22 protein-coding genes and 2 pseudogenes are annotated in these 25,563 nt (G+C 70.5%); 8 read left to right on the top strand and 16 right to left on the bottom strand.

Annotated features, from left to right (window positions below):
• The first annotated feature begins 941 nt into the window (after positions 1-941).
• Positions 942-2,375: an endo-1,4-beta-xylanase gene (locus ACFYZQ_RS19420; protein WP_389148843.1), complete on the top strand. Its 1,434-nt coding sequence runs from the start codon at positions 942-944 to the stop codon at positions 2,373-2,375.
• Positions 2,376-2,592: 217 nt separating this feature from the next.
• Here ACFYZQ_RS19420 and ACFYZQ_RS19415 read toward each other — a convergent pair whose 3' ends face one another.
• A complete protein-coding gene (locus ACFYZQ_RS19415; RefSeq protein WP_389148840.1) occupies positions 2,593-3,732 on the bottom strand; it encodes a PucR family transcriptional regulator in 1,140 nt (379 codons plus the stop codon).
• Positions 3,733-3,819: 87 nt separating this feature from the next.
• Here ACFYZQ_RS19415 and ACFYZQ_RS19410 point away from each other — a divergent pair, with 87 nt between their 5' ends.
• Both ACFYZQ_RS19410 and ACFYZQ_RS19405 read left to right on the top strand, forming a co-directional pair.
• A complete protein-coding gene (locus ACFYZQ_RS19410) occupies positions 3,820-4,881 on the top strand; it encodes a ferredoxin reductase (RefSeq protein WP_389148838.1) in 1,062 nt (353 codons plus the stop codon).
• 7 nt (positions 4,882-4,888) lie between these two features.
• Positions 4,889-6,007: a fatty acid desaturase family protein gene (locus ACFYZQ_RS19405; RefSeq protein WP_389148835.1), complete on the top strand. Its 1,119-nt coding sequence runs from the start codon at positions 4,889-4,891 to the stop codon at positions 6,005-6,007.
• Positions 6,008-6,472: 465 nt separating this feature from the next.
• On the opposite strand, the gene ACFYZQ_RS19400 is transcribed toward ACFYZQ_RS19405, so the two are convergent.
• Together ACFYZQ_RS19400 and ACFYZQ_RS19395 are read right to left on the bottom strand one after the other, a co-directional pair.
• The gene (locus tag ACFYZQ_RS19400; RefSeq protein WP_389148832.1) at positions 6,473-7,099 is read right to left on the bottom strand and encodes a TetR/AcrR family transcriptional regulator; all 627 of its coding nucleotides are present in this window, start codon (positions 7,097-7,099) and stop codon (positions 6,473-6,475) included.
• Positions 7,100-7,243: 144 nt separating this feature from the next.
• A pseudogene (locus tag ACFYZQ_RS19395) lies at positions 7,244-7,586 on the bottom strand (amidase family protein); the annotation flags it as partial.
• Here ACFYZQ_RS19395 and ACFYZQ_RS19390 point away from each other — a divergent pair.
• Positions 7,585-8,223: pseudogene (locus ACFYZQ_RS19390) on the top strand (MBL fold metallo-hydrolase); the annotation flags it as partial. The pseudogenes ACFYZQ_RS19395 and ACFYZQ_RS19390 overlap by 2 nt on opposite strands.
• A gap of 276 nt (positions 8,224-8,499) precedes the next feature.
• Here the strand turns inward: ACFYZQ_RS19390 and ACFYZQ_RS19385 are convergent.
• Positions 8,500-9,831: a class I SAM-dependent RNA methyltransferase gene (locus ACFYZQ_RS19385; protein ID WP_389148830.1), complete on the bottom strand. Its 1,332-nt coding sequence runs from the start codon at positions 9,829-9,831 to the stop codon at positions 8,500-8,502.
• Positions 9,832-9,934: 103 nt separating this feature from the next.
• Positions 9,935-11,992 (bottom strand): APC family permease, encoded by a 2,058-nt coding sequence (locus tag ACFYZQ_RS19380; protein WP_389148827.1) that lies wholly within the window; start codon positions 11,990-11,992, stop codon positions 9,935-9,937.
• Positions 11,993-12,381: 389 nt separating this feature from the next.
• Between ACFYZQ_RS19380 and ACFYZQ_RS19375 the strand changes: the two genes are divergently transcribed.
• Positions 12,382-13,053, top strand: coding sequence for an NAD-binding protein (locus ACFYZQ_RS19375; RefSeq protein WP_389148824.1), 672 nt, complete (start codon positions 12,382-12,384; stop codon positions 13,051-13,053).
• A complete protein-coding gene (locus ACFYZQ_RS19370) occupies positions 13,053-13,724 on the top strand; it encodes a potassium channel family protein (RefSeq protein WP_389148821.1) in 672 nt (223 codons plus the stop codon). Before ACFYZQ_RS19375 ends, ACFYZQ_RS19370 begins: the two co-directional genes overlap by 1 nt.
• A gap of 73 nt (positions 13,725-13,797) precedes the next feature.
• Here ACFYZQ_RS19370 and ACFYZQ_RS19365 read toward each other — a convergent pair whose 3' ends face one another.
• The 7 genes from ACFYZQ_RS19365 to ACFYZQ_RS19335 all read right to left on the bottom strand — a co-directional run bounded on the left by ACFYZQ_RS19365 (position 13,798) and on the right by ACFYZQ_RS19335 (position 20,852).
• Positions 13,798-14,583, bottom strand: a complete 786-nt coding sequence (locus tag ACFYZQ_RS19365) for a DUF3159 domain-containing protein (protein ID WP_389148818.1) — start codon at positions 14,581-14,583, stop codon at positions 13,798-13,800.
• A gap of 3 nt (positions 14,584-14,586) precedes the next feature.
• Positions 14,587-14,985, bottom strand: a complete 399-nt coding sequence (locus ACFYZQ_RS19360; protein ID WP_388799508.1) for an OB-fold nucleic acid binding domain-containing protein — start codon at positions 14,983-14,985, stop codon at positions 14,587-14,589.
• A gap of 275 nt (positions 14,986-15,260) precedes the next feature.
• On the bottom strand, positions 15,261-15,947 hold the full coding sequence (locus ACFYZQ_RS19355) for a response regulator (RefSeq protein WP_389148815.1): 687 nt from the start codon (positions 15,945-15,947) through the stop codon (positions 15,261-15,263).
• A complete protein-coding gene (locus ACFYZQ_RS19350) occupies positions 15,944-18,499 on the bottom strand; it encodes an ATP-binding protein (RefSeq protein ID WP_389148812.1) in 2,556 nt (851 codons plus the stop codon). Before ACFYZQ_RS19350 ends, ACFYZQ_RS19355 begins: the two co-directional genes overlap by 4 nt.
• A gap of 412 nt (positions 18,500-18,911) precedes the next feature.
• On the bottom strand, positions 18,912-19,679 hold the full coding sequence (locus tag ACFYZQ_RS19345; RefSeq protein ID WP_389148809.1) for a DUF3710 domain-containing protein: 768 nt from the start codon (positions 19,677-19,679) through the stop codon (positions 18,912-18,914).
• A gap of 1 nt (position 19,680) precedes the next feature.
• Positions 19,681-20,271 (bottom strand): dUTP diphosphatase, encoded by a 591-nt coding sequence (gene dut / locus ACFYZQ_RS19340; protein WP_389148807.1) that lies wholly within the window; start codon positions 20,269-20,271, stop codon positions 19,681-19,683.
• Positions 20,268-20,852 carry a PaaI family thioesterase gene (locus tag ACFYZQ_RS19335; RefSeq protein ID WP_389148804.1) on the bottom strand — a complete coding sequence of 195 codons (585 nt, stop codon included), beginning with the start codon at positions 20,850-20,852 and terminating at the stop codon, positions 20,268-20,270. Before ACFYZQ_RS19335 ends, dut begins: the two co-directional genes overlap by 4 nt.
• 58 nt (positions 20,853-20,910) lie before the next feature.
• On the opposite strand from ACFYZQ_RS19335, the gene ACFYZQ_RS19330 reads away from it, so the two are divergent.
• Positions 20,911-21,375, top strand: a complete 465-nt coding sequence (locus ACFYZQ_RS19330; protein ID WP_388799524.1) for a DUF3093 domain-containing protein — start codon at positions 20,911-20,913, stop codon at positions 21,373-21,375.
• Positions 21,376-21,396: 21 nt separating this feature from the next.
• Here ACFYZQ_RS19330 and ACFYZQ_RS19325 read toward each other — a convergent pair whose 3' ends face one another.
• From ACFYZQ_RS19325 to ACFYZQ_RS19310, 4 genes are all read right to left on the bottom strand, one after another.
• Complete coding sequence (locus ACFYZQ_RS19325) at positions 21,397-22,317, bottom strand: hypothetical protein (protein ID WP_389148801.1); 921 nt, start codon at positions 22,315-22,317, stop codon at positions 21,397-21,399.
• A gap of 13 nt (positions 22,318-22,330) precedes the next feature.
• Positions 22,331-22,627: a DUF4193 domain-containing protein gene (locus ACFYZQ_RS19320; protein ID WP_003993510.1), complete on the bottom strand. Its 297-nt coding sequence runs from the start codon at positions 22,625-22,627 to the stop codon at positions 22,331-22,333.
• Positions 22,628-23,020: 393 nt separating this feature from the next.
• The gene (locus tag ACFYZQ_RS19315) at positions 23,021-24,274 is read right to left on the bottom strand and encodes a sensor histidine kinase (RefSeq protein ID WP_389148798.1); all 1,254 of its coding nucleotides are present in this window, start codon (positions 24,272-24,274) and stop codon (positions 23,021-23,023) included.
• A gap of 5 nt (positions 24,275-24,279) precedes the next feature.
• On the bottom strand, positions 24,280-24,933 hold the full coding sequence (locus tag ACFYZQ_RS19310; RefSeq protein ID WP_360148195.1) for a response regulator transcription factor: 654 nt from the start codon (positions 24,931-24,933) through the stop codon (positions 24,280-24,282).
• Positions 24,934-25,360: 427 nt separating this feature from the next.
• Between ACFYZQ_RS19310 and ACFYZQ_RS19305 the strand changes: the two genes are divergently transcribed.
• A complete protein-coding gene (locus ACFYZQ_RS19305) occupies positions 25,361-25,534 on the top strand; it encodes a hypothetical protein (RefSeq protein WP_388799533.1) in 174 nt (57 codons plus the stop codon).
• Positions 25,535-25,563 lie beyond the last annotated feature (29 nt).

Here is a 25,563-nt window from a genome sequence, read left to right as displayed (position 1 = left end):
TCCAGTTCCAGCTCGTACGCCTCCTGACGGCCGGTACCAGGAGGGAGCGTCCAGGTGAGGCGGGGCGGGGACGCCGGTGCCGAGGCCGTCCGGGAGGTGTTCGAAGTACAGCGGTGAAGGCAGAGGGGAAGATGCCGAGCAACCCGATGATAGAGAACCGGTGAACGGCGTCAATACCTCTCGCATGGATCGCCGTCGGCACCGAAACATTCGCCCCACCGCACGCCGACCAGCGCGCGCCACACCGTCAGATGGCTGGCTCGCGAGCGACTTGTCCCCGGAACGGAGTGACGTGCGGACGGTGCAGACACTCGGGCGACCCTGCCTCCAATGTCCGTGGTACACGGACTTTCCCGCACGTCGCCGTGGGCAGCACTGAGGCCGTCGGCCGGTCACCCGCGAGCGAAAGTTTCGTACGGCAATCGGAAATTTCTTGGGCGGAGGCTATTGACGATCCACGGTCACGCCTCAATCATTCCTGTCTGAGAAACCGGCCGTGGTTGGAGATTCCGGGCTGTATCGGTCTGGGCTATCCATGCTGCACGGCAGATCAGCGACCAGCTGCACGGCAGACCTGCGCACCACATCACCTGCGCCACCCCCGTTTCGTTCCGGAGAGGTTCGCACCAGCGCATCCTGGCTCCTCCCGCAGTCGGAGAGGTATGCGACGCCGTGTGACGGTCCCCCGGCTGAGCCGCGATGGAGTACCCCATGCCTGTGTCGAGACGCGGAACACGCCCACCGCCCGCCGTACGTCGCCCGACGGCCGACCGGGTGCGGCGCACGTGCCGGTTGGCGTCATCCCGGTCCCGATGACTGCGGTGTCCGGTGTTTCCGTGCTGCCCGGGCTCCAGCCCGCCCCGTCCGCCTGCCGGACGGGCCGGACGACGCAATCCCCTGCGCTTCAGTCGATCAGCGATTTCTACCTCGGAGGCACAGTCATGGGCTCGTACGCCCTTCCCAGATCCGTTATCCACCGGAAGATCCGCGGCCTGCTGCTGGCGCTCGTCGTCGGCGTCCTCGGTGCGGTCACCGCACTGGCCGCGCCGCCGACCGCACACGCCGCCGAGAACACGCTCGGCGCCGCGGCGGCACAGAGCGGCCGCTACTTCGGCACCGCCATCGCCGCGGGCAGGCTGGGCGACTCGGCGTACACGTCGATCGCGGGCCGTGAGTTCAACATGGTGACGGCCGAGAACGAGATGAAGATCGACGCCACCGAACCACAGCGGGGCCAGTTCAACTTCAGCGCCGGCGACCGCGTCTACAACTGGGCGGTGCAGAACGGCAAGCGGGTGCGTGGCCACACACTGGCCTGGTACGCCCAGCAGCCCGGCTGGATGCAGAGCCTCAGCGGCAGCTCACTGCGCCAGGCGATGATCGACCACATCAACGGCGTCATGGGCCACTACAAGGGCAAGATCGCCCAGTGGGACGTCGTGAACGAGGCCTTCGCCGACGGAAATTCGGGAGGTCGGCGGGACTCCAACCTGCAACGCACGGGCAACGACTGGATCGAGGTCGCCTTCCGCACCGCGCGCGCCGCCGACCCGGCGGCCAAGCTCTGCTACAACGACTACAACATCGAGAACTGGACCTGGGCCAAGACCCAGGGCGTGTACAACATGGTCCGGGACTTCAAGCAGCGTGGTGTGCCGATCGACTGCGTCGGGTTCCAGTCGCACTTCAACAGCGGCAGCCCCTACAACAGCAACTTCCGCACCACGCTGCAGAATTTCGCCGCCCTCGGGGTCGACGTGGCCATCACCGAACTCGACATCCAGGGTGCCTCGCCCACGACCTACGGCAACGTGACCAACGACTGCCTGGCCGTACCGCGCTGTCTCGGCATCACCGTCTGGGGTGTGCGCGACACCGACTCCTGGCGATCGGGGGACACGCCGCTGCTGTTCAACGGCGACGGCAGCAAGAAGCCTGCCTACACCGCCGTCCTCAACGCCCTCAACGGCGGCGGCTCCACGACGCCCCCTACGACTGGCGGACAGATCAAGGGCGTCGGTTCGGGCCGTTGCCTGGACGTGCCCGGAGCCGGCACCACCGACGGCACACAGCTCCAGCTGTGGGACTGCCACAGCGGCACCAACCAGCAGTGGACGTACACCGACGCCGGCGAGCTCAGGGTCTACGGCAACAAATGCCTTGACGCCGCCGGCACAGGCAACGGTTCCAAAGTCCAGATCTACAGCTGCTGGGGCGGCGACAACCAGAAATGGCGCCTCAACTCCGACGGATCCATCGTCGGCGTCCAGTCCGGCCTCTGCCTCGACGCCGTCTCAGGCGGCACCGCCAACGGCACCCTCATCCAGCTCTACACCTGCTCGAACGGCAACAACCAACGCTGGACCCGCACCTGAGGGGACCTGGCACACGGCTTCTCCCGCCCCTCCGGAAGGACATCGTCGACGGTCCCGGGTCGCCGCCGTGGTGGCGGCGACCCTCGCGACCGGGGTGCTCGGCGCGGTGAATCCGGCACCCGCCGAGGCGGTGACGGTGGACGGACGCGGTGCTCGCGGGCGACCGCGCGCATGATGCCGGGATCCGCCGGACGTTCGTGGACGGTCGACGTACGCCTCAGCCGACCCGAAGACCGACCGCCAGCGTCAGTTCAAGGACCCGGTGTGGCGACGCGAGATCCGGAAACAGCTCCCGCAGCTGCGACATCCGGTACCGGACTGTCTGGGGATGGACGAACAACGCCGCCGCCACCTCGTCCCGCCTGCCCTGGTGCAGCAGCCACGCCCGCAACGTCTCCTCCAACCGCCGTGCGGTAGCGACAGGCAAGGTCCGCAACGGTGCGAGGGCTCGGGCACGCAGGTCTGCGAACGCGTCCCCGTCGGCGCTCAGCACCAGCTCGGGCAGGTGGTCCTCGGTGTCGCGAATACCAGAGGAGAGGGAGCGCGCGCGTACGGCTCGTGCGTACGAGGCGGACGCACGAGTCCATGGCCGGGCCGGGCCGACCACGGCGGTGCGGTCGGTCAGCTGCCGCAAGAGATGTGATCGGTCGGCATCGGGGACGAGCAGCACACCGGTGGCGTCCGGCAGATCGTCGAGGACGAGGGTGCCCGGGTCGAGTGCGCGGCAGGCAGGCCGGGCCTGGGCGGCGGGCAGCAGGACCGCGGTCAGCGACACCGGAGGTTGCCACCCGGCCCGTTGAGCGGAGGTCAGCAGCACGTCCGGGCTCGCGCCGGCGAGGAGGTCGCGGGCCAGGTGTTCCAGGTGGCGTTCTTGGGCCCTGCCCCGGGCGGCCAGTTCGTCGGCGTGGCCCGCGGCGCTCGCGGCGGAGAGCTCGTCGATGTAGGCGAAGGTCAGCTCGGCGAACTTGGCGACCTCGGCGGCGGGGAGACCTGCGGGTACGGCACCCGCTGCCAGGCATCGCCAGGCCACGCGGGCGCCGACGCGGTAGGCGCTGAGCAGGGCGTCCATCGAACGGCCGTCGCGCACCTCGCCACGGCCCAGCTCGTAGGCCGCGTCACCGGCGTCGCCGCCTGTTGCGGTCCCGCTCGCGAGGTCCAGGTAGTGCCCCAGGGCGGTGCGGACGGCTCGGCGGATGGTGGCGCCCATGTGGCCCGAAAGGGCGTTGGTGTAGGGAGGCACCTCGTCGATGATCGCCTGGACGACCTCGTCGGCGGTGGTCTTCAGCGCTGCCCTCAGTGCGGTGACCGTCGTCTCATCCAGGTTCAGTTCGCTGGCCCTCCGGATTGCATGACTCATGTTTTTGTTCCCTGCGAACAATTCAGTCGGCCAGATTTACGTCCTGCGGTCAGGACTTTACGCCCTGAGGCGCAGCAAGCTGGAGTAATGAAGAGTACGGCCCTGCGCAGCAGGGCGTGGAAACTGCTGGAGATGGTCACGACGCCGGTACTGCCGTCGGACTACCTCGACTTGATCAGCCCGCTGCGTGCGGGCGCCGACCTGCGTGGGCGCATCGAGGCCGTGCACCCCGAGACGGGTGACGCCGCGACCATCGTGATCAGGCCGGGACGGGGCTGGCGCGGCCACACAGCCGGTCAGTACGTGCGGATCGGGGTCGACGTCGACGGCGTGCGCCTGTGGCGTGCCTACTCCCTCACCTCGCCGACGAACCGCCAGGACGGCCGCGTCACGATCACCGTGAAGGCGATCCCGGACGGCAAGGTCAGCAACCACCTGGTCCGCAGGGCGAAGCCGGGCACGCTGATCCAGCTCGACCAGCCGACCGGAGACTTCGTGCTGCCGCCGGCCAAGCCCGCCAAGGTGCTCTACCTGACGGCCGGCAGTGGCATCACGCCCGTGATGGGCATGCTGCGCGACACCGAGTTCGACGACGTCGTCATGGTCCACTGCGCGCCACAACCGCAGGACGTGATCTTCCGCAGCGAACTGCACGACCTGGTCGCGGGCGAGAAGCTGCGGCTCACCGAGGTGCACACCGCCATGGACGGCATGCTCGACATCGCCCGTCTCGACGAACTCGTGCCCGACTGGGCCGAGCGCGAGACCTGGGCTTGCGGACCCGCGGGCCTGCTCGACGCCGCCGAAGAGCACTGGACCGAGCACGGCGTACGAGAGCGCCTGCACACCGAACGCTTCCGCCCCGGCATCGTCGTCGCCGGCGACGACGGCGGAGGAGAGGTCACGTTCAGCGCCACCGGCAGGACCGTCGACGCGGACGGCGCCACGCCGTTGCTGGACGTCGGCGAGGAGGCCGGCGTGCTCATGCCCTCCGGGTGCCGCATGGGCATCTGCTTCGGCTGCGTCACGCCGCTCAAGGCGGGCGCCGTCCGCGACCTGCGCACCGGCGAGATCACCGAGGCCGAGCCGGGCGTCCTCATTCAGACCTGCGTCTCCGCTGCGGCGGGACCCTGCGACATCGAACGGTAGGAGCACTTTGACCGCCATCGACCCCACCGCCCACCTGACCGCGGAGCAGATCGAGGAGCTCGGCCGCGAGCTGGACGCGATCCGCGACGAGGTGATCGCCGGCCGCGGGGAGAAAGACGCCGCCTACATCCGTAAGGTCATCTCGGCGCAGCGCAAGCTCGAGCTGGCCAGCAGGGGCGTGCTGCTGTTCTCGATCTTCCCACCGGCGTGGCTGCTCGGCACCGCCGGACTGTCCGTGGCGAAGATCATGGACAACATGGAGATCGGCCACAACGTCCTGCACGGCCAGTGGGACTGGATGCGGGACCCGAAGATCCACTCCACCACCTGGGAGTGGGATCACGTCTCACCGGCCGACCAGTGGAAGCACTCGCACAACGAACTGCACCACACGTACACCAACGTGATCGGCAAGGACAACGACCTCGGCTACGGCATCATGCGCGTCGACGAGGACCAGAAGTGGCACCCGATCCACCTCGGCCAGCCGCTGTGGAACTTCATCAACGCCTGCTTCTTCGAGTACGGCATCGCGGCGTACGACCTGGAGCTCGGCAAGAACCTGCACAAGCGCCGCCGCAAGAACCCGGAGTTCCGCGCGCGGGCCAAGGCCGTGGGCCGCAAGATCCGCAAGCAGGTGCTCAAGGACTACGTGATCCACCCGCTGCTGTCCGGCCCGTCGTTCCTCACCACGCTCGCCGCCACGTTCACCGCGAACCTGGTCCGCAACATCTGGTCCCACTCGGTGATCATGTGCGGGCACTTCCCCGAGGGCGTACAGGTCTTCGAGCGCCGGTCGATCAAGGACGAGACGCGCGGCCAGTGGTACCTGCGCCAGATGATGGGCTCGGCGAACATCAGCGGCAGCAGGGCCATGCACTTCATGACCGGCAACCTGTCGCACCAGATCGAGCACCACCTGTTCCCGGACCTGCCCAGCAACCGGTACGCCGAGGTCGCTGTGAAGGTGCGCGCGCTGTTCGAGAAGTACGAGCTGGAGTACGTCACCGGACCGCTGCCCAAGCAGGTCTTCTCCGCGTGGCGCAAGGTCTTCCGGCTCTCGCTGCCGAACAAGGAGCCCATGGTCAAGACACCGAGCCGCGAGCAGGAGCTCGTCGCGGCCTGAATCCCGGTACTGGGTCAGATCCTTCAGCCGCACCGGCGGCACCGCCGGGTTCGGTGAGATCCGTTGCGGACGGTGGGCGACCGCGACATCAGACCGTACGGCACGGGATCCGCGGCAGCCCGGCGCCCCTCCGCTGTCTGGACGTGCGCCGGGAGCTCAACACACAGCACTCGGCGAGGTGTTGCAGTGCACTGACCTGTCATGGTCGGACCGGTGGTCGGGTGCGTACGCGCACTCGGTTTGCCGACGGGCGGGCTGGGTGGAAGGCATGGGCTGTGACGCGGATCTACTCGTCCGGGTCGTCGGTGACGGCCAGGAACGACTTTGCCCGCGTCGTTGTACATGCGGCGGGCTCCACCCCTTGCACCCGCGCAAACAGGTCGACCCAACCCGCCGAGGCCGAGGTGAGGGCGAGAGGGCCGGCCTCCACGGCCCGGTGCCCAGACCGCCCGATGAGCGAAGTGATCAGCTGTCGGGTTTCTTCGAGCGCCGCGGGGCGGCGGCCTGGGCGGGGCGGGCGCCGGCCTCGATCTGCAGGGCGTACAAGGCGTTCGTCACAAGCTCACGCGCGTATGCGGCGTCCAGTCTGCCAGGGCGGAAGAGGATGCGGTACATGATCGGCGCCACGACACGGTCGATCAGCAGTTCCGTCTCGGGCACCGGCTCCCCCCGCTGCACCGCACGGGCCAACACGGCGTCGATCTGCTCCGCGGCATACGCCGAACACTGACCGGCATTGCTGCCGTCGGGATCGCCGAGCAGGGCGTCCCGGATGTAGGCACGCCCGGGCGGCGAGGCCATCTCGTCGAGGAACTGTTCCGCCCACGCGTCGAGATCGGCCCGCAGGCTTCCGAGATCGGCCGGATCCGTTTCCGGGCGCAGTCGTTCGACGGCCACGTCGGACAGGAGTTCCTGCAGGTCGCCCCAACGACGGTAGATCGTGGAGGGGGTCACGCCCGCCCGAGTGGCCACCATCGGGACTGTGAGCGCGTCGCGGCCCACCTCCCCTACGAGTTCACGTACCGCCGCATGGACGGACTCCTGTACGCGTGCGCTGCGCCCGCCGGGGCGGACCATGGGCTTGGGACTCATGCGATCCACCTTAATGCGAATTTGTTGCTTCTAGCCGATGGCCGGCGTCGGCGACCCGCAGGGCTGCGTATCCGGACGCCCGCGCACGGTGGACGCCCCTGCGACGACGCAACCGCATGTCGGGGGGGGAACGTCCGCCTTCCCTCAGACAGCGAGGGGAGCAAGCCGCCCCGCGCCGGCCACCGACTCCTCGTAGACCCGGCCCACACGGAGCACCGTCGCGTCGCGGAACGGGCGCGCCATCAGCTGCAATCCGATCGGCAGTCCGGCGTGGTCGTGACCGACCGGCAGGGTGAGGGCCGGGACGTCGGTGATGTTGGCGGGGCACGGAGGCGGACGTAGCTGTCCGACACGGCCCGGTCGTGCCATCGGCCCATTCGACGGCTTCCTGCCCCGCCTCGGCGGCGGTCATCGGCACCGTCGGCGCGGCGAGGACGTCGATTCCGTCGAACATCCGAGCCCAGGCGTCTCGCATCATGGTGCGGGAGAGCGTTGACGTCGTGGTCCCGACCCACCTCCACGCCGACCACGTGGGGTGGAACACGCGTGCCGAGGGCGACGCCTGGGTGCCCACCTTCCCGAACGCGCGCTATCTCACCTCACGCACCGAGTGGGACTACTGGGCGGGTGTCGACATGGAGGAGGCGCGTCGACAGATGTTCCGGGACTCGGTCCATCCCGTCCGGGAAGCAGGTCTGTTCGACCTCATCGATGTCGCGGACGAGGGCACGGACGTCGCGCCGGGCATCCGTCTGCTGCCCACCCCCGGCCACACACCGGGGCAGGTAGCGGTGGAACTGAGCAGCCGTGGCGAGACCGCACTGGTCACCGGCGACAGCATCCACCACCCGGTCCAGATGGCGCATCCGGAGCTCCGCAGCTGTGTGGACGTCGCTCCCGAACTCGCGGCCAGGACCCGGCACCAGGTGCTCGGCTCACTGGCCGGTACGTCAACTCTCCTGCTGGGGAGCCACTTCCCGCCGCCGACTGCCGGACGCGTGCGACGCGAGGACGGCGGGTACCGACTGGTCCCGGCTCCCTCAGGGCCACGCCCATCGGCGGCTGAAGCGGATCGGAGCACCCGGGACGGCCGCGCACGAGTCGCGCCGAGTCCGTACGGGTGACGTCCTGGGCGTCCGCGACCGGACGGCCCGGGAGCGGCTGTGAGACTCCCCCGTCATGTGCTCCGTCGTCACCGATGGAGCCGGGCGAGGTTATGACCGATCACCGGCTTGCGCCCTTTGCGCAAGCCGACGGTCGGCTGTCCCTCGTGGGCGGCGGTCACGCCGACGCGGCACGAACGAGGGCAACCTGCCAGCCCCGCTCGCCCATCGCCGGCCGAGCAACGCGGCCCTGCCTCAGTCTCACGAATCGGGCGTCAATCGGGCGTCATTCGAGCGTCAGGACAGGCCCTTTGCGGCGGGCTCCAGAATCGCCACGCACTCCACATGATGCGTCATCGGAAACAGATCGAACGCCCGCAGCGTCCGCACCCGGTACCCCCCGTCCCGGAAGTACGCGATGTCCCGGGCCAGCGCGGCCGGGTCGCAGGCCACGTAGGCGATCCGGCGGGCGCCCAGGGACGCGAGGTGGGCCACCGTCGTGCGGCCGGCTCCCGCGCGCGGGGGGTCGAGGACGATGAGGTCGGCCTCGGTGATGCCGGTGCGGGGGAGGACGGACTCGACCTTGCCCTGTTCGATGCGGACGCGGGGGAAGTCGGCGAGGTTGTGGCGGGCGTCCTCGACCGCGCGCCTGCCGGACTCGATGCCGAGGACCGCGCCGGTCTCGCCGAGGCGGTCGGCGAGGGCGCCGGCGAAGAGGCCGACGCCGCAGTAGAGGTCGAGGGCCGTCTCGCCCTTGCGGGGCAGCAGGCCCTGCATGACCGCGGTGACCAGGGTGTCGGCGGCCTTGGGGTGGACCTGCCAGAAGCCGCCGCCTCCGACGCGGTACGTACGGCCGTCGGCGCGTTCGCGGACGAAGGGGCGGCCGTGGACGCGGTGCACGCCGCCGGAGCGCTCGTCGACCCGGAGGACCGAGACGGGCTTGTCCAGTTCGACCAGCGGGAGGCGGGCGCCGGGGCGCGGGGTGAGGACCACCTGGCGGTCCTGGGAGCCGGTCGCCGCGATCGCCTCGACCACGTCCATGCCGGTCCAGTCGCGCTTCTCGACGCCCAGCTCGCTGACGCCCGCCGCGGCGATCATGCAGTGGTCGATCCGCTCGACCTCGTGCGAGCGGTGGCGCCGCAGACCGGCGTGGCCGTCGGGGGCCACCGCGTACTGAACCCGGGTCCGCCACTGCGGCACCTCGCCCGCGGGCAGCTTGTCGCCCTCGGCGGGCAGGACGGTGCCGTCCCAGCCGGCCTCCTCCGGCGTGAGTCCGGCCAGCCGCTGCAGCTGCTCGGCGATCACCTCGGCCTTGAGGCGGCGCTGGGCGCCCGGCTTGGCGTGCTGCCAGTCGCAGCCGCCGCAGCGGCCCGGGCCGGCGTAGGGACAGGGGGCGTCGATGCGGTCCTTGGAGGCCTCGAGGACCTCGACGGCGTCCGCGCGGAGGAAGCGGGCGCCCTCCTCGCCCTCCGTCACCCGGGCCACGACGCGCTCGCCGGGCAGCGCGTGCCGGACGAACAGGACCTGGCCCTCCGAGGTGCGTGCGATGCAGTGACCACCGTGGGCGACGGGGCCGATCTCGACCTCGTACTCCTCCCCCACCAGCGACTTCCTCGGTACTTCCTGCATGGTGGGGTGACTCCAGATCGGGGAGGGACGGGGGCGGCCCCGGCGGGGGCCCGACAACAGCCGACCAGTCTACGTGCCGCCGCCCGGTCCTCCTCCCGCCCCGTCAGTCCTTGGCGCTGGGCTCCTTCTCGGTGTGCGCCCGCTGCTCGGCCGGACCCCGGCGCACCGCACCCGGCGCGTTCCACTCCTGGCGCCTGCGGGCCCGGTTCCGCGCCGCCTCGGAGGAGGCCAGCTGGTAGGGCACCGAGGTCACCATGATGCCCGGCGTGAACAGCAGGCGGCCCTTGAGGCGCAGCGCGCTCTGGTTGTGCAGCAGGTGCTCGTACCAGTGGCCGACCACGTACTCGGGGATGATCACCGAGACCGCGTCGCGCGGCGACTCCTTGCGCAGGCCCTTGACGTACTCGATGATCGGGCGGGTGATCTCCCGGTAGGGCGAGTCCAGCACCTTCAGCGGTACGTCGATGCCGCGCCGCTCCCACTCCTCGCGCAGCGCCTTCGTCTCCGCCGGGTCGACGTTGACGGTGAGCGCCTCCAGGGAGTCCGAGCGCATCAGCTTGGCGTAGGCGAGGGCGCGCAGGGCCGGGCGGTGGATCTTGGAGATCAGCACGACCGAGCGCACCCGGGACGGCCGTACGCTGTCGTCGCTCGGGCTCTCGGGAGCCGCCAGCTCCTCGGCGACCCGGTCGTAGTGCTTACGGATCGCGGTCATCGTCACGTAGAAGATGCACATGCCCAGCAGCGCCACCCAGGCGCCGTGGGTGAACTTCGTGACGAGGACGACCACCAGGACCAGGCCGGTGAAGAAGGCGCCGAAGGCGTTGATCGCGCGGGAGCGCATCATGTGGCGGCGCTTGTTCTGGTCCTGCTCGGTGGCCAGATGGCGGTTCCAGTGCCGGACCATGCCGGTCTGGCTGAGCGTGAAGGACACGAACACGCCGACGATGTAGAGCTGGATCAGGCGGGTGGAGTCGGCGCCGTAGATGACGACCAGCAGGGCCGCCGCGCCGGCGAGCAGCACGATGCCGTTGGAGAAGGCCAGGCGGTCGCCGCGGGTGTGCAGCTGGCGCGGGAGGTAGCGGTCCTGGGCGAGGATCGAGCCGAGCAGGGGGAAGCCGTTGTACGCGGTGTTCGCGGCGAGGAACAGCACCAGGGCGGTGGCGGCGGCGAGCACGACGAACAGGAAGCTGCCCTTGCCGAAGACCGCCTCGGCGACCTGGGAGATCACCGGGTTCTGCACGTAGCCGGAGCCGAGTGCGACGCCGTTGTGGATCAGGTCGGTGGCCGGGTTCTCGGCCATGCGGACCTTGGTCACCATGGCCAGGGCGATGATGCCGCAGAACATGGTGACCGCCAGCAGGCCCATCATCGCCAGCGTGGTCGCCGCGTTCTTCGACTTGGGCTTGCGGAAGGCGGGCACGCCGTTGGAGATCGCCTCGACGCCGGTGAGCGCCGCACAGCCGGAGGAGAACGCGCGCAGCAGCAGGAAGACGAGGGCGAACCCCGCCAGGCCCTGGTGCTCGGCCTTGATGTGGTAGTCGGCGGTGGGGGCTCGCATGGTGTCGCCGAGGACCAGTCCGCGGAAGGCACCCCACGCGACCATGACGAACACGCCGCCGACGAACACGTACGTCGGGATCGCGAAGAGCTTGCCGGACTCCTTCACGCCGCGCAGGTTCATCAGGGTCAGCAGCACGATCACGGCGATCGCGCAGAACACCTTGTGCTCGACGACGAAGGGGATCGCGGAGCCGAGGTTCTCGATGCCGGAGGCGATGGAGACGGCGACGGTGAGGACGTAGTCGACGAGCAGCGCGCTGGCGACGGTGAGCCCGGCCTTCGGGCCCAGGTTCGTGGTGGCGACCTCGTAGTCGCCGCCGCCGCTCGGGTAGGCGTGCACGTTCTGGCGGTAGGAGGCGACCACCGTGAACATCAGCACGACGACCGCCACCGCGATCCAGGGGCTGAAGTGGTACGCCGACACGCCCGCGATGGACAGGACCAGCAGCACCTCGCCGGGGGCGTACGCCACGGAGGACAGCGGGTCGGAGGCGAAGACGGGGAGTGCGATGCGCTTCGGCAGGAGTGTTTCGCCCAGCCGGTCACTGCGCAGTGCGCGCCCGATCAGGATCCGTTTGGGCACGTCGGTCAGTTTGGACACGAGAGAGGATCGTAAGCCTTCGAACTGGCTGTCGCCCACCCGCCGTCTCGGTTATTCCCGACGAGTGGACCCACAGACGGTCGGAACTGCGGATTCCGTGGTCCGGTTGCCCGCCGTGGCCGGATGCCAAACCCCGTCTGTACGAGGCGTGTCACCCTCCGCGGCCACGACTGTCGACGCCCGCCCCGCTCAAGGCACCCGAGCCGTACTGGATACGCGCGTCGATCGGGTTTCGAGCGCCTGTGGAGGAGCCGATACGTTGGGGACGGGCATGATGATGCCCGGCGGCCGTCCCGAAGGCCGCGAGTGTCGCCCGACGAGCCGGAAGAGGACAATGAGCGGGACGTTTGCGCAGGCCGGAAGGCCTATCGGAAGTGTGATGTAGAGCCATGCACATCGTGATCATGGGTTGCGGGAGAGTGGGTTCCGCTCTCGCCCAGACCCTGGAGCAGCAGGGGCACACGGTCGCCGTGATCGACCACGACCCCACCGCCTTCCGCAGGCTGGGCCCGGGATTCGGCGGGCGCCGGGTCACCGGCGTCGGCTTCGACCAGGACACGCTGCGCGAGGCGGGCATCGAGGAGGCCGGCGCCTTCGCCGCGGTCTCCAGCGGTGACAACTCGAACATCATCTCCGCGCGCGTGGCCCGCGAGATGTTCGGTGTGGAGAACGTGGCGGCGCGCATCTACGACCCCCGCCGCGCCGAGGTCTACCAGCGTCTGGGCATCCCCACCGTGGCCACGGTCCGCTGGACCGCCGACCAGATGCTGCGCCGCCTGCTGCCGTCCGGCGCGGAGCCGCTGTGGCGCGATCCCACCGGTGGCGTCCAGCTCGCCGAGGTGCACGCCTCACCGAAGTGGATCGGGCACAAGATCAGCAAGCTGCAGGAGGAGACGGGCGTCCGCGTGGCGTTCCTGACTCGCCTGGGCGAGGCCATCGTGCCCAGCTCGCAGACGGTGCTGCAGGAGGGCGACCTGGTGCACGTGATGATGCGGACGGACGACGTCGAGAAGGTCGAGGCGGCGTTCGCCGGGGGCCCGGAAGAGGAGGGCGGTCACTGATGAGGGTCGCCATTGCCGGTGCCGGCGCGGTCGGCCGCTCGATCGCGGGCGAGCTGCTGGAGAACGGCCACGAGGTCCTGCTGATCGACAAGGCGCCGACCGCCATCTCGGTGGAGCGGGTGCCGCAGGCGGAGTGGCTGCTGGCCGACGCCTGTGAGATCACCTCCCTGGACGAGGCGGCGCTCCAGCGCTGCAACGTCGTCATCGCCGCGACCGGCGACGACAAGGTCAACCTGGTCGTCTCGCTGCTCGCGAAGACGGAGTACGGCGTCCCGCGCGTCGTGGCCCGGGTGAACAACCCCAAGAACGAGTGGCTGTTCAACGAGGCCTGGGGCGTCGACGTCGCCGTCTCCACGCCGCGTCTGATGTCCGCGCTCGTCGAGGAGGCGGTGAGCGTCGGCGACCTGGTCCGCCTGCTCCGCTTCAGCCACGGCGACGCCAACCTCGTCGAGCTGACCCTCCCCGAGGAGTCGGCTCTGGCCGGCACCCAGGTCGGCGACGTCGAGTGGCCCGAGGACACCTCCCTGGTCACCATCATCCGGGGCACCCGCGTCCTCACCCCGTCCAAGGAGGACTCACTGGAGCCGGGCGACGAGCTGCTGTTCGTGGCCGCGCAGGCCCGCGAGGAGCAGTTGGAGGACCTGCTGTCGGTGCGGCGGGACGGCAGCTGACCCTTCCCGTGGGTTACGTGGATGGGGGGCGCCCGGTATCTCCGGGCGCCCCCCATCCACGTACCGCTGCTGTCTACGCCTCCCGACGGTGCCGGGCGCCGCCCGCCGCTTCGCCGCGCTCCGCCGCAGCCGCGGCCGCGGCTGCCTTCCGCTCCTCCTCGGCCTTCTCCTCGGCCTCCATCTCCGCGAACACGTCGATCGGCGCGGGCGCCTTCGCGAGGAAGACCCAGGTGAGCCAGACCGCGAGCAGGAAGGGCGGGATCTTCAGCGCCACCAGCACCCAGCCGAGCTGGGCGGTGTTGGCCCACCAGTACAGCGGGAAGAGGACCGCGCACTTGGCGAGCAGGATGAGGCCCCAGGCCCAGCTGGCCTTGGCGTAGGCCTTCTTGCGGCCGGGGTTGCGGGTGCGCCAGGAGAGGTTCTCCTTGAAGACCGGGCCGAGGATCAGACCGATCAGGGGCACTCCGGCGAGGGTCGTGATGATGTACGCCAGGGCCAGGCCCAGCGTGTACAGCATGCCAGGGAGGTAGAAGTCCTTGGCGTTGCCGGTGAACATCGCGAAGACGACACCGAAGGCGACGCCGAAGACACCGCTGAAGGCGTGCTTGACGGTGTCCTTCATCACCAGCCGGACCACGACCAGGACCAGGGAAACGGCCAGCGCGGCGATCGCCGACCAGTGCAGGTCCTTGTTGATCGTGAAGATGGTGACGAAGAGGAGACCGGGCACGACGGTCTCGACCATGCCCCGGACACCGCCGAACGCCTCGAACAGCGCGGCTTCGGTCACCGCCCGCGCGTCGTCCGTCCGAGCGTCGTCGGCCTGTGTGTCTTCGGTCGGCTTGTCGAGTGACGTCACCGGCTACTCCCGTCCGAGGGGTCGCAGTTCGTACTTCGGGTTGAACAGCACCCGGCGGCCCCGGCTCATCGAGATCCGGCCCGATGCGATGAGCCTGCGCCCCGGCTCTATGCCCACGATGGAGCGCCTGCCCAGCCACACCACGTCCAGCGCGGCGGAGCCGTCGAACAGCTCGGCCTCCAGCGCGGGGACTCCCGCGCGCGGCCGCAGGGTGACGGTGCGCAAGGTACCAGTTACGGTGACGATCTGCCGGTCGTGGCAGTCGCCGATCCGGGTGCAGCCGGCGGTGTCGGCGTCCTCCCTGAGCTCCTCGGACTCCAGGTCCTCCTGGGAGGAGGACAGCCGGTCGAGCATGCGCCGGAACCGGCCGGCCGACTTTTGGGATCGAGGCACAGCACTCATACCGTGAAGCGTACCGGGGTGCACTGCCGCCGACGTAACGTCCGCCCGCCACCTGGGTCGGTCCCCGGCCGACCGCCCCACCACGCCCTACCGCTCGAACCGGTACCCCATCCCCGGCTCCGTGATGCCGCATCCCCCGGGGGACAACCCCCGGACCCCCGGCCGACCGCCCCACCACGCCTTACCGCTCGAACCGGTACCCCATCCCCGGCTCCGTGATGCCGCATCCCCCGGGGGACAACCCCCGGACCCCCGGCCGACCGCCCCACCACGCCCTACCGCTCGAACCGGTACCCCATCCCCGGCTCCGTGATGAAGTGCTTCGGGTGCGACGGGTCCGCCTCGAGCTTGCGGCGGAGCTGGGCCATGTACACGCGCAGGTAGTTCGTCTCCGTCCCGTACGACGGCCCCCACACCTCCTGCAGGAGCTGCTTCTGGCCGACCAGCCGGCCGGTGTTGCGGACCAGCGCCTCCAGCAGGTGCCACTCGGTCGGCGTCAGGCGGACGTCCTTCCCGTTCCGGTTGACCTTCTTCGCGGCCAGGTCCACGGTGAACTGCTCGGTCTCCACCATGGTCACGTCGTCCTCGCCGGACCCCACGGGCTCGGCCCGGCGGACGGCGGCCCGCAGCCGGGCGAGCAGTTCGTCCATGCCGAAGGGCTTGGTGACGTAGTCGTCGGCGCCCGCGTCCAGCGCCTCGACCTTCTCGTCGGAGGAGTGGCGGGCGGACAGCACCAGGATCGGCACCCGGGTCCAGCCACGCAGGCCCTTGATGACCTCGACGCCGTCCATGTCGGGCAGGCCCAGGTCGAGGACGACCACGTCGGGGTGGCGGGAGGCGGCGAGGTCGAGGGCGGTCTTGCCGTCGGGGGCGGCGTCGACCTCGTACTTCCGCGCCTTGAGGTTGATCACGAGGGCGCGTGTGATCTGCGGCTCGTCGTCGACCACCAGGACCCGGGTCATGAAATCCGCCTTTCACGGTGTGCGGTGCCTTCACCCGCGGGGAGGAGCTCGGGACGCGATCCAGCCGCGCCGAGGCTGAGGACCATGGTGAGGCCGCCGCCAGGTGTGTCCTCGGCGTTCAGGGTGCCGCCCATGGCCTCGGCGAAGCCGCGCGCGACCGCGAGGCCGAGCCCGACCCCGGCGCCGCGCGGGGCGTCCCCGTACCGCTGGAAGGGCTCGAATATACGGTCCTTGGCCTCGTCGGGGACGCCGGGCCCGCGGTCCACCACCCGCACCTCGACCCGGTCGGCGATCGCGCTGGCGGCGACCAGGACGGGCCGGTCCGGCGGGCTGTACTTGACGGCGTTCTCCACCAGGTTGGCCACCGCCCGCTCCAGCAGTCCCGGGTCGACGGCCACCATGGGCAGGGTCTCGGGGATGTCCAGCTCGGCGCTGCCCTCCGGCACCCCGCCCAGCGCCATCGGCACCACCTCGTCGAGGTCGATCTCCCGGATCAGCGGGGTGACCGTGCCGGTCTGCAGCCGGGACATGTCGAGCAGGTTGCCCACCAGGTGGTCGAGCCGGTCGGCGCCGTCCTCGATGCCCTCCAGGAGCTCCGCCTGGTCCTCCTCGGACCACGCCACGTCGTCCGACCGCAGCGAGGACACCGCCGCCTTGATCGCGGCCAGCGGGGTACGCAGGTCATGGCTGACGGCGGCCAGCAGAGCGGTGCGGATGCGGTTGCCCTCGGCCAGCTCCTTGGCCTGGTCGGCCTCCTCCACCAGGCGCCTGCGGTCCAGTACGACGGCGGCCTGGGCGGCGAAGGCGGCCAGCACCCGGCGGTCCTCGGCGGGCAGCACACGGCCGGTCAGCGCGAGCGCCATGTGGTCCCCGACCGGCATGTCCACGTCCGCCTCGTCCGGCCGCTCCACGGGCCGGCCGACACCCACCCGGCCGGCGCACGTCCACGGGTCGACGTCGCTCGCCCGCTCCAGCAGGGCCGCCGACTCCATGCCGAAGGTCTCCCTGACCCGCTCCAGCAGCTCCTCCAGGCCGGTCTCGCCGCGCAGCACGTTCCCCGCGAGGAAGGACAGGATCTCCGACTCGGCGCGCAGCCGGGCCGCCTGGTGGGTGCGCCGGGCCGCGAGATCCACCACGGAGGCCACCGAGACGCCGACGCCGACGAAGATCACGATGGCGACGATGTTCTTCGGGTCGGCGATGGTCCAGCGGTGCAGGGGCGGTGTGTAGAAGTAGTTCAGCAGCAGGGAGCCCACCGCCGCCGACGCCAGCGCGGGGAACAGGCCGCCGAGCAGGGCCGCGGCCACCGTCACCGTCAGGAACAGCAGCATGTCGTTGGCGAGGCCCAGGTGGACGGTGTTCAGCAGCACCGCCAGGACCGCCGGGCCGATCACGCCGACCAGCCAGCCCGACACCACCCGCGAACGGCCGAGGCGGGCGCCCCGGGCCACGGGCAGTCCACGCCCTTTGGCGACCTCTTCGTGGGTGACGATGTGCACGTCCAGGTCGGGGCCGGAGTCCCGGGCGACCGTGGTGCCGACGCCGGGCCCGAAGACGTACTGCCAGGTCTTGCGCCGCGAGGAGCCCAGCACGATCTGGGTGGCGTTGACCCCGCGCGCGAAGTCCAGCAGGGCCGCCGGGATGTCGTCGCCGACGACGTGGTGGAACGTGCCGCCGAGGTCCTCGACGAGGGTGCGCTGGACGGCGAGTTCCTTCGGGGAGGCCGAGGTGAGCCCGTCACTGCGGGAGATGTACACGGCGAGCACCTCGCCGCCGGCGCCCTTCTCGGCCAGCCGTGCGGCCCGCCGGATCAGGGTCCGGCCCTCCGGGCCGCCGGTCAGGCCGACCACGATCCGCTCCCGGGAGCCCCATATCGCCGAGACCCGGTGCTCGCTGCGGTACTGCTTCAGGTACTCGTCGACCCGGTCGGCCACCCACAGCAGCGCCAGCTCGCGCAGGGCGGTGAGGTTGCCCGGCCGGAAGTAGTTGGAGAGCGCGGCGTCCACCTTGTCGGGCTGGTAGATGTTGCCGTGCGCCATCCGGCGGCGCAGTGCCTCCGGGGACATGTCGACCAGCTCGATCTGGTCCGCCCGCCGTACGACCTCGTCCGGAACGGTCTCCTGCTGCCGTACGCCCGTTATGGACTCCACGACGTCGCCGAGCGACTCCAGGTGCTGGATGTTGACGGTGGACACCACGTCGATCCCGGCGGCCAGCAACTCCTCCACGTCCTGCCAGCGCTTGGCGTTGCGGGAGCCGGGGATGTTGGTGTGGGCGAGCTCGTCGACCAGGGCGACCTGGGGGCGGCGCGCGAGGACGGCGTCCACGTCCATCTCGGTGAAGCGGGCGCCCCGGTAGTCCAGCTCGGCGCGCGGAACCCGTTCCAGCCCGTGCAGCATCACCTCGGTGCGCGGCCGGTCGTGGTGCTCGACGAAGGCCACGACGCAGTCCTTGCCCCGCTCGACACGGCGGTGCGCCTCGGACAGCATGGCGTAGGTCTTGCCCACGCCCGGCGCCGCGCCGAGGTAGATTCGAAGCTTGCCGCGTGCCATGGCCTCATTGTCTTCCGGTGACTGCCGCCTACGCAGCGTCGACCCTACGGCTCCCGAACCCGGCGAACGGGACGAGGAACGGTGGGCGGGGCATCTTTGACACAACTCTGATGGCCGCCTGCCCTTGGGCGGCCCAGCGGCGCGCCTGCCGGCGGACCGGACGACGCGGTCCCCGGCGTGCCCTGCGGTGCCGCCCACGGTGCGCGGTCGGACTCTGCCCCTCTGCCCGCCCGTCCAGGCCCCTCTGCCCGGCGTGCCGGACAGGACGGTGTCCGACCGACCGGCCCCACCACCCCTTGAGCGGACATGCCGGAGGCCAACCGGCGCACCGCGCGGCCGGGTTCGACGCCGCACGCGTGAAACGCGTGAAGGGCCGCACCCCCGAACCCGGGTGCGGCCCCTCACGCTCCGTCTAGCGGACCTCGGTGATCTCCGGTCCGCGCTGCAACTGCCCCATGCCGCCGGAGAAGCGGGAGGAGCCCTCATCCTGCTGGACCCCCTCGGGGACCATCTGGGCGTCGTTCGGCAGCTTCAGGACGATCGGGTCGCGAGGCGCCATCGGGCCCTCGCCGCGGACCACGACCGTGTCCCGGAAGATCTGCTCGAGCAGCCCGGCCGCCTGCGGCTGTACCGCGCCCTGGCCCGAGATCACCCCGCGCAGGAACCAGCGGGGACCGTCCACGCCGACGAACCGCACGACCTGGAAGCCGCCCGTGCCGTCCGGCAGCTGCACCGGTACCTGGGCGCGCAGCTCCCAGCCGAGCGGGCCCTCGACCTCGTCGACGATGCCACCCTGCTGGGTGATGCCGGCCGCGATCTCGTCGCGTACCTCGCCCCAGATGCCCTCCCGCTTGGGCGCGGCGAAGGCCTGGAGCTGGACGGCGCTGTCGCGCAGTACGACGGTCGCGGCGACGATCGCGTCGCCCGCGACCTCCACCCTGAGCTCCATGCCGTCGACGCCCGGCACGAACAGGCCGCCGAGGTCCACCCGGCCCTCGCCCGGGTCGCGCACCTCGGTGCTGTCCCACGGCCCGTCGGGCCGCGGCTCCGGCTCCAGCCGGATCCGCTCGCGCTCTTCTTCCACTTCCTCGTCCGCCTCGGTGTCGACGTTGTCGACGACCTGCTCGGCCTCGCCGGCCGCGTCCTCGGCGGCACCCTTCTTCTTGCGACGTCCGAACACGTCACTGTCCTTCCCGGTCGGATACGACCGAAGCGTATCGATTCCCACCCGTCCGGCCGTCGTCGACGGCCCGACCGCTTGTGCCGCTTTCTGTGCCGCTGTCGCCGCCCACCGCGGCATGACCGCCGGTGGACCCGAAGCCCCCCTCGGCCCGCGCCGAGTCGGGAAGCTCCGCCACCTCCTGGAAGCGGACCCTCTCGACCTGCTGGACGACCAGTTGGGCGATCCGGTCGAAGCGCTCGAACCGCACGCTGTCGCGCGGGTCGAGATTCACCACGATCACCTTGATCTCCCCACGGTACCCGGCATCAACCGTCCCCGGGGCATTCACGAGCGCGACACCGCAGCGGGCGGCGAGACCGGATCGCGGGTGCACGAAGGCCGCGTACCCCTCCGGGAGGGCGATGGACACTCCCGTGGGCAGGACGGCGCGTTCACCTGGTGCGAGTTCGCAGGCCTCGGTGGTGCGCAGATCGGCTCCAGCGTCACCGGGGTGCGCGTACACCGGAAGCGGTACGTCGGGGTCGACTCGGCGGATCAGCACGCGCACGGGGTCGCGCTCGGCGGGGGGCTCGGGGCGCGCGGGGTTCATGGGTTCACCTCGAAGGCGCGGGCACGGCGGATGCGGTCGGGGTCGTGCAGGGCGGCCTGGATCTCCTCGGGGCGCCCGTTGTCGACGAAGTGCTGGACGTCGACCTCGACGAAGAGCGCTTCGGCGCGGACGGCGACGGGGCCGTCCGGGGCGCCGATCCGGCCGGTGGCGGTGCAGTAGATCTTCCGCCCGGCGACGGCGGTCACCTCGGCCGCCAGGTGGAGCGTGGTCCCGACCGGCACGGGCCGTACGAAGTCGGTCTCCAGCCGTCCGGTCACGGCGACGGTGCGCAGCAGCCAGTTCAGCGAGCCGAGCGTCTCGTCGAGGGCGCTGGCGAGCACTCCGCCGTGCGCGAGGCCGGGGGCGCCCTGGTGGGCGGGCTGCACGGTGAACTCGGCGGTGAGGGAGACGCCCTCGCCCGCGCGGGCCGCGAGGCGCAGCCCGTGCGGCTGTTCGCCGCCACAGCCGAAGCACTGGCCGTAGTGCGCACCGAGCAGCTCACCGGGTGCGGGGGCGTCGGGGTGCCGAACGGGTTTCACGGCGTCGGCGGGAGGCTGAAGAACTGGGGAACCACCACTCACAGCCGCAGACCTTACCCGCGCGTCGGGGGTGTCCGTTCACCGTGCCAAGCTTGGCTCCATGCAGCTCTCCGCCGCCCCGTACGACGAACGCCTCACCGCCCCCCGCTCCTGGTGGCTGATCAGCTTCCTGGTGGGGGTCTCGTTCGCCCTGATCCTGCTGCCGTTCGGCCCCCTGCCGCTGCTCGGCGGCCTGGTCGGCGGCACGGCGGCCGCCGCGGTCGTCGCCAGCTCGTACGGCTCCGTCCGGATCCGTGTCGTGGGCGACTCCCTGATCGCGGGCGAGGCGAAGATCCCGGTTACGGCGCTCGGTGCCGCGGAGGTCCTGGACCGGGAGGAGGCCCGGGCCTGGCGCACCTACAAGGCCGACACCCGCGCCTTCCTCCTCCTGCGCGCCTACATCCCGACGGCGCTGCGCGTCGAGGTCACCGACCCGGCCGACCCGACGCCGTACCTGTACCTGTCCACCCGGAACCCGGAGGAACTCGCCGCCGCGATCGCGACGGCGCGGGAAGCGGTGGCCTAGGGTCTCGGGGCCCGGCGCCGGTCAGTCCTCCAGCCCCTCGGCGACGTCCCCGAGCGTCAGCGGGTGTGCCGGGGCCTCGAGCGGGGGCAGTTCGGGGAGTGCGTCCCACGGCACCTGGACCTTGCGGAGGTCGGCCCGGATCCGTGCCGCCAGTCTCTTGGTGTCGCGGCGGTTCATGGTCGCTCCGACGACGGCGCCGACCATGAAGGGCATCAGGTTGGGCATGTTGCGCACCATGCGCTTGGTGATCCGCTGGCGCAGTTCGCGCTTCATCGGCCCGCCGAGGGCCGTGTTGAGCGTGGACGGCTTCATCACGTCGATGCCGCGCTCCCCCGACCAGGAGGACAGATACGCGGTGCTGCGGGCCCTGAGGCCGCCCGGCGGCCGTACGCCGTAGACCTCGTGGAGCTCGGCGATGAGTTTCAGCTCGATCGCCGCGACCCCGGTGATCTCCGCGGCCAGCTCGGTGGGCATCGCGGGCGGCACCGGCAGCATCGCCGCCGCGCCGATCCCGGCCCCGACCGTGGAGGTGCCGTTCGCCGCGCCCGTCACGAGCTTGTCGGCGAGTTCCTCGGGCCCGAGACCCGGGAACTGTCGGCGCAGTGCGGCGAGGTCGCGTACGGGGATCCGCGGGGCGATCTCGATGATCCGCTCGGTCAGATAGGCGAGCCCCGCCCTGGTCCGGCTGCCGCCCTTGCTGGGGCCTTCGCGGCCCCTTTGCCGGGCCCGCTCCCGGATCGCCGCGGCCATGCGCCGGGCGACGGGCGTGGCCGACCTGGCGGACGCCGGGAGCTCGTCCCGGTCGGCCGCCGGTTCGAGCGAGGCTCCCGTCCCGGGTGAGCCCCGCTCGTCGTCACGCGTGCCGTGCGGACCGTCGGACGGCCCGTGGTCCGCTCCCATGAGGTGGGAGCGGCGCTTCCTGGGAGGGGTCGAGCCAGTCACGGCCGACCCGTCCTCAGTCGCAGTCGCGGCAGATCGGCTGACCGTTCTTCTCGCGAGCCAGCTGGCTGCGGTGGTGCACCAGGAAGCAGCTCATGCAGGTGAACTCGTCCTGCTGCTTCGGCAGCACTCGGACGGCCAGCTCCTCGTTCGAGAGGTCTGCGCCCGGCAGCTCCAGGCCTTCCGCGGCCTCGAACTCGTCGACGTCTACGGCCGACGCGGACTTGTCGTTGCGCCGGGCCTTCAGCTCTTCGAGGCTGTCCGAATCGACGTCGTCGTCGGTCTTGCGTGGGGTGTCGTAGTCGGTTGCCATTGTCGCTCTCCCCCTCTGGGTGTCTGCGGTGTCTCCAGCGCACGTAACGCGTGAGAGGCCGGACTTGTGCCCGACCTGAGGCGGAGATTTTGCCTCACATCAAGGTCTGTTACTCAATCGACACCCAACCGGCCCCCTCAAGAGTGATCGGCTGGGATGGCGATGGGGACCGTACACGGTCCGGGTGCCGCACCTCAAAGGCATCTCACCGTGTACTTCCCGTGATCAGGACCCCCGAAAACCCGGACTTTCCCGGCTTTCCGTCGGCGTTCATGATCACACAGAGTGGGCGGCCGGAAAGGCGCCCATGTGATCGATCACACACGGTGACGTCCGTCGCGCCCTCGGAGGATTCCGCCCAAAGCGAACATCCCCGCGTGTGTCACAAGTCGGTCAGATCGGCAGCGTGACCCGCATCACGAGCCCGCCGCCCTCCCTCGGCGTCGCCGAGATGTGACCGCCGTGTGCCCGCGCCACGGACCTGACGATGGACAGGCCGAGGCCCACTCCCTTGTCGCTGCCCGTGCGCTCGGTACGCAGTCGTCTGAACGGCTCGAAGAGGTTGTCGATCTCGTAGGCCGGCACGACCGGGCCGGTGTTCGAGACCACCAGCACGGCGTGCCCGTGCTGCACCTGCGTGGTGACCTCCACCCAGCCTTCCTCGGGCACGTTGTACCGCACGGCGTTCTGCACCAGGTTCAGGGCGATCCGCTCCAGCAGCACACCGTTGCCCTGGACGACCGCCGGTTTGCGTTCGCCCCGGATCTCGACGCCCTTGGCCTCGGCCTCGGCGTGCACCTGGTCGATGGCCTGCGAGGCGACCTCCGCCAGGTCCACGGGCTTGCGTTCGACGATCTGGTTGTCGCTGCGGGCGAGCAGCAGCAGGCCCTCCACGAGCTGCTCGCTGCGCTCGTTGGTGGCCAGCAGCGTCTTGCCGAGCTGCTGCAGCTCCACGGGCGCGCCCGGGTCCGACAGGTGGACCTCCAGGAGCGTGCGGTTGATCGCCAGGGGCGTGCGCAACTCGTGCGAGGCGTTGCCGACGAAGCGCTGCTGCGCCGTGAAGGCCCGCTGCAACCGCTCCAGCATGTCGTCGAAGGTGTCCGCGAGCTCCTTCAGCTCGTCGTCCGGGCCGTCCAGCTCGATCCGGCGGGACAGGTCCGACCCGGCCACCGCGCGGGCCGTGCGGGTGATCCGGCCGAGCGGTGACAGCACCCGGCCGGCCATGGCGTAGCCGAACGCGAACGCGATCACGGCGAGGCCCAGCAGGGCCAGCAGCGAGCGGCTGAGCAGATTGTCCAGGGCGACGTTGCGCGCGTGGTCGATACATTCACCGACAGCCGAGTTGAACTGGGTGAGCGTCAGGCCGGCGGGGTTGTTGATCGCGGGGCAGTCGGGGCTGGACACCTCGATCTTGTCGCTGGCGCTCACGATCTTGAAGGGCGGCTGGTTGCCCGTGCTGATCGCCTGCGCGGCCAGCAGGTAGATGATCGACAGCAGCAGGATGCCGGCGATCAGGAACATGCCTCCGTACAGCAGCGTCAGCCGTATCCGGATGGTCGGGCGCAGCCAGGGGAACGGGGGCTCCGGCCTCCTGGGGTCCCAGGTGGGCTTCGGGGGCGCCTGCGGAGGCGTGGGGGCGGCGGCCACGGCCGTCAGATCCGGTAGCCGGAGCCGGGGACGGTGACGATGACGGGCGGCTCGCCCAGCTTGCGGCGCAGCGTCATCACGGTCACGCGCACCACGTTGGTGAACGGGTCGGTGTTCTCGTCCCAGGCCTTCTCCAGCAGCTGCTCGGCCGAGACGACGGCGCCCTCGCTGCGCATCAGCACCTCCAGGACGGCGAACTCCTTCGGCGCGAGCTGGATCTCCTTGCCGTCACGGAACACCTCGCGGCGGTTGGGGTCGAGCTTGATGCCGGCGCGTTCCAGCACCGGCGGCAGCGGCACGCTGGTGCGCCGGCCGAGGGCGCGCACGCGCGCGATGAGCTCACTGAACGCGAACGGCTTGGGAAGGTAGTCGTCGGCGCCGATCTCCAGGCCCTCGACGCGGTCGCTGACGTCTCCCGAGGCGGTGAGCATCAGCACGCGCGTGGGCATGCCGAGCTCGACGACCTTGCGGCAGACGTCGTCGCCGTGCACCAGCGGGAGGTCGCGGTCGAGGACGACCACGTCGTAGTCGTTGACGCCGATGCGCTCCAGGGCGGCCGCACCGTCGTACACGACGTCGACGGCCATGGCCTCCCGGCGCAGTCCGGTGGCCACCGCATCGGCGAGCAGCTGCTCGTCCTCGACGACGAGTACGCGCACGTCGCTTGTCCTTCCTCTGTCCACCCGCGTAGCGCGCCGAAGCGCGCGCGGGCAGGGGTCTGTACGGGATTGTGTGACCTCCATCCTGCCCTTTTCCGCCATAAGTCGGCTGTAAGACGTCGGTGGCACCGGAGGATCACCGGAGGATCGAACGCCCGGCGGGGGAATACCAGATTTTCTCCTCCGGTCAGGTTTCCGCGTAAGGGAGCGGGGGGAGGACGGCTTTACACCCCGCGATCACGCTCTGCATGTGCCGCAGCACCATGTGGCACGCCGCGATCCGCTTGTCGCAGAGCGGGCGTGGGTGTCCGGCACCGTCGCCGCCCAGCCTGGGCAGCGCTGGGCACCTGCAGGAGACGTGATCGCCCCTTCCCAATCGGCACACCCCCGTGCCACCGACCCACGACCCTGGACGAGGGGGCGCAGCATGGACGCATTCACCGCAGGACTTCTGCAGCGCATAAGGGCGACCGAGACCGACCTGACGCGGGCGCGTGACGAGGGCGACGACTTCCTCGTCGATGTGGAGCTGGCAGAGCTCGACGACCTGCGCCGCCTCGCCGCCGAACACGGTGTGGAGGTCGGCGCGCCCAGCGTCTGATCGGCCGGTGACACCCGTACGGCCGCGCA

Source organism: Streptomyces sp. NPDC001843, assembly GCF_042891955.1.
Classification (GTDB): domain Bacteria; phylum Actinomycetota; class Actinomycetes; order Streptomycetales; family Streptomycetaceae; genus Streptomyces.
The sequence above is the reverse complement of the archived record's forward strand: the minus strand, read 5'-3'. Positions and strand labels throughout refer to the sequence as shown.

What these genes read in the sequence shown, in the direction of transcription:
- ACFYZQ_RS19305 (WP_388799533.1), top strand. Translation starts at nt 25,361, where the DNA reads ATGGACGCATTCACCGCAGGACTTCTGCAGCGCATAAGGGCGACCGAG.
- ACFYZQ_RS19415 (WP_389148840.1), bottom strand. Translation starts at nt 3,732, where the DNA reads ATGAGTCATGCAATCCGGAGGGCCAGCGAACTGAACCTGGATGAGACG.
- ACFYZQ_RS19350 (WP_389148812.1), bottom strand. Translation starts at nt 18,499, where the DNA reads ATGGCACGCGGCAAGCTTCGAATCTACCTCGGCGCGGCGCCGGGCGTG.
- ACFYZQ_RS19385 (WP_389148830.1), bottom strand. Translation starts at nt 9,831, where the DNA reads ATGCAGGAAGTACCGAGGAAGTCGCTGGTGGGGGAGGAGTACGAGGTC.
- ACFYZQ_RS19355 (WP_389148815.1), bottom strand. Translation starts at nt 15,947, where the DNA reads ATGACCCGGGTCCTGGTGGTCGACGACGAGCCGCAGATCACACGCGCC.
- ACFYZQ_RS19370 (WP_389148821.1), top strand. Translation starts at nt 13,053, where the DNA reads ATGAGGGTCGCCATTGCCGGTGCCGGCGCGGTCGGCCGCTCGATCGCG.
- ACFYZQ_RS19330 (WP_388799524.1), top strand. Translation starts at nt 20,911, where the DNA reads ATGCAGCTCTCCGCCGCCCCGTACGACGAACGCCTCACCGCCCCCCGC.
- ACFYZQ_RS19420 (WP_389148843.1), top strand. Translation starts at nt 942, where the DNA reads ATGGGCTCGTACGCCCTTCCCAGATCCGTTATCCACCGGAAGATCCGC.
- ACFYZQ_RS19400 (WP_389148832.1), bottom strand. Translation starts at nt 7,099, where the DNA reads ATGAGTCCCAAGCCCATGGTCCGCCCCGGCGGGCGCAGCGCACGCGTA.
- ACFYZQ_RS19375 (WP_389148824.1), top strand. Translation starts at nt 12,382, where the DNA reads ATGCACATCGTGATCATGGGTTGCGGGAGAGTGGGTTCCGCTCTCGCC.
- ACFYZQ_RS19410 (WP_389148838.1), top strand. Translation starts at nt 3,820, where the DNA reads ATGAAGAGTACGGCCCTGCGCAGCAGGGCGTGGAAACTGCTGGAGATG.
- ACFYZQ_RS19320 (WP_003993510.1), bottom strand. Translation starts at nt 22,627, where the DNA reads ATGGCAACCGACTACGACACCCCACGCAAGACCGACGACGACGTCGAT.
- ACFYZQ_RS19360 (WP_388799508.1), bottom strand. Translation starts at nt 14,985, where the DNA reads ATGAGTGCTGTGCCTCGATCCCAAAAGTCGGCCGGCCGGTTCCGGCGC.
- dut (WP_389148807.1), bottom strand. Translation starts at nt 20,271, where the DNA reads ATGAACCCCGCGCGCCCCGAGCCCCCCGCCGAGCGCGACCCCGTGCGC.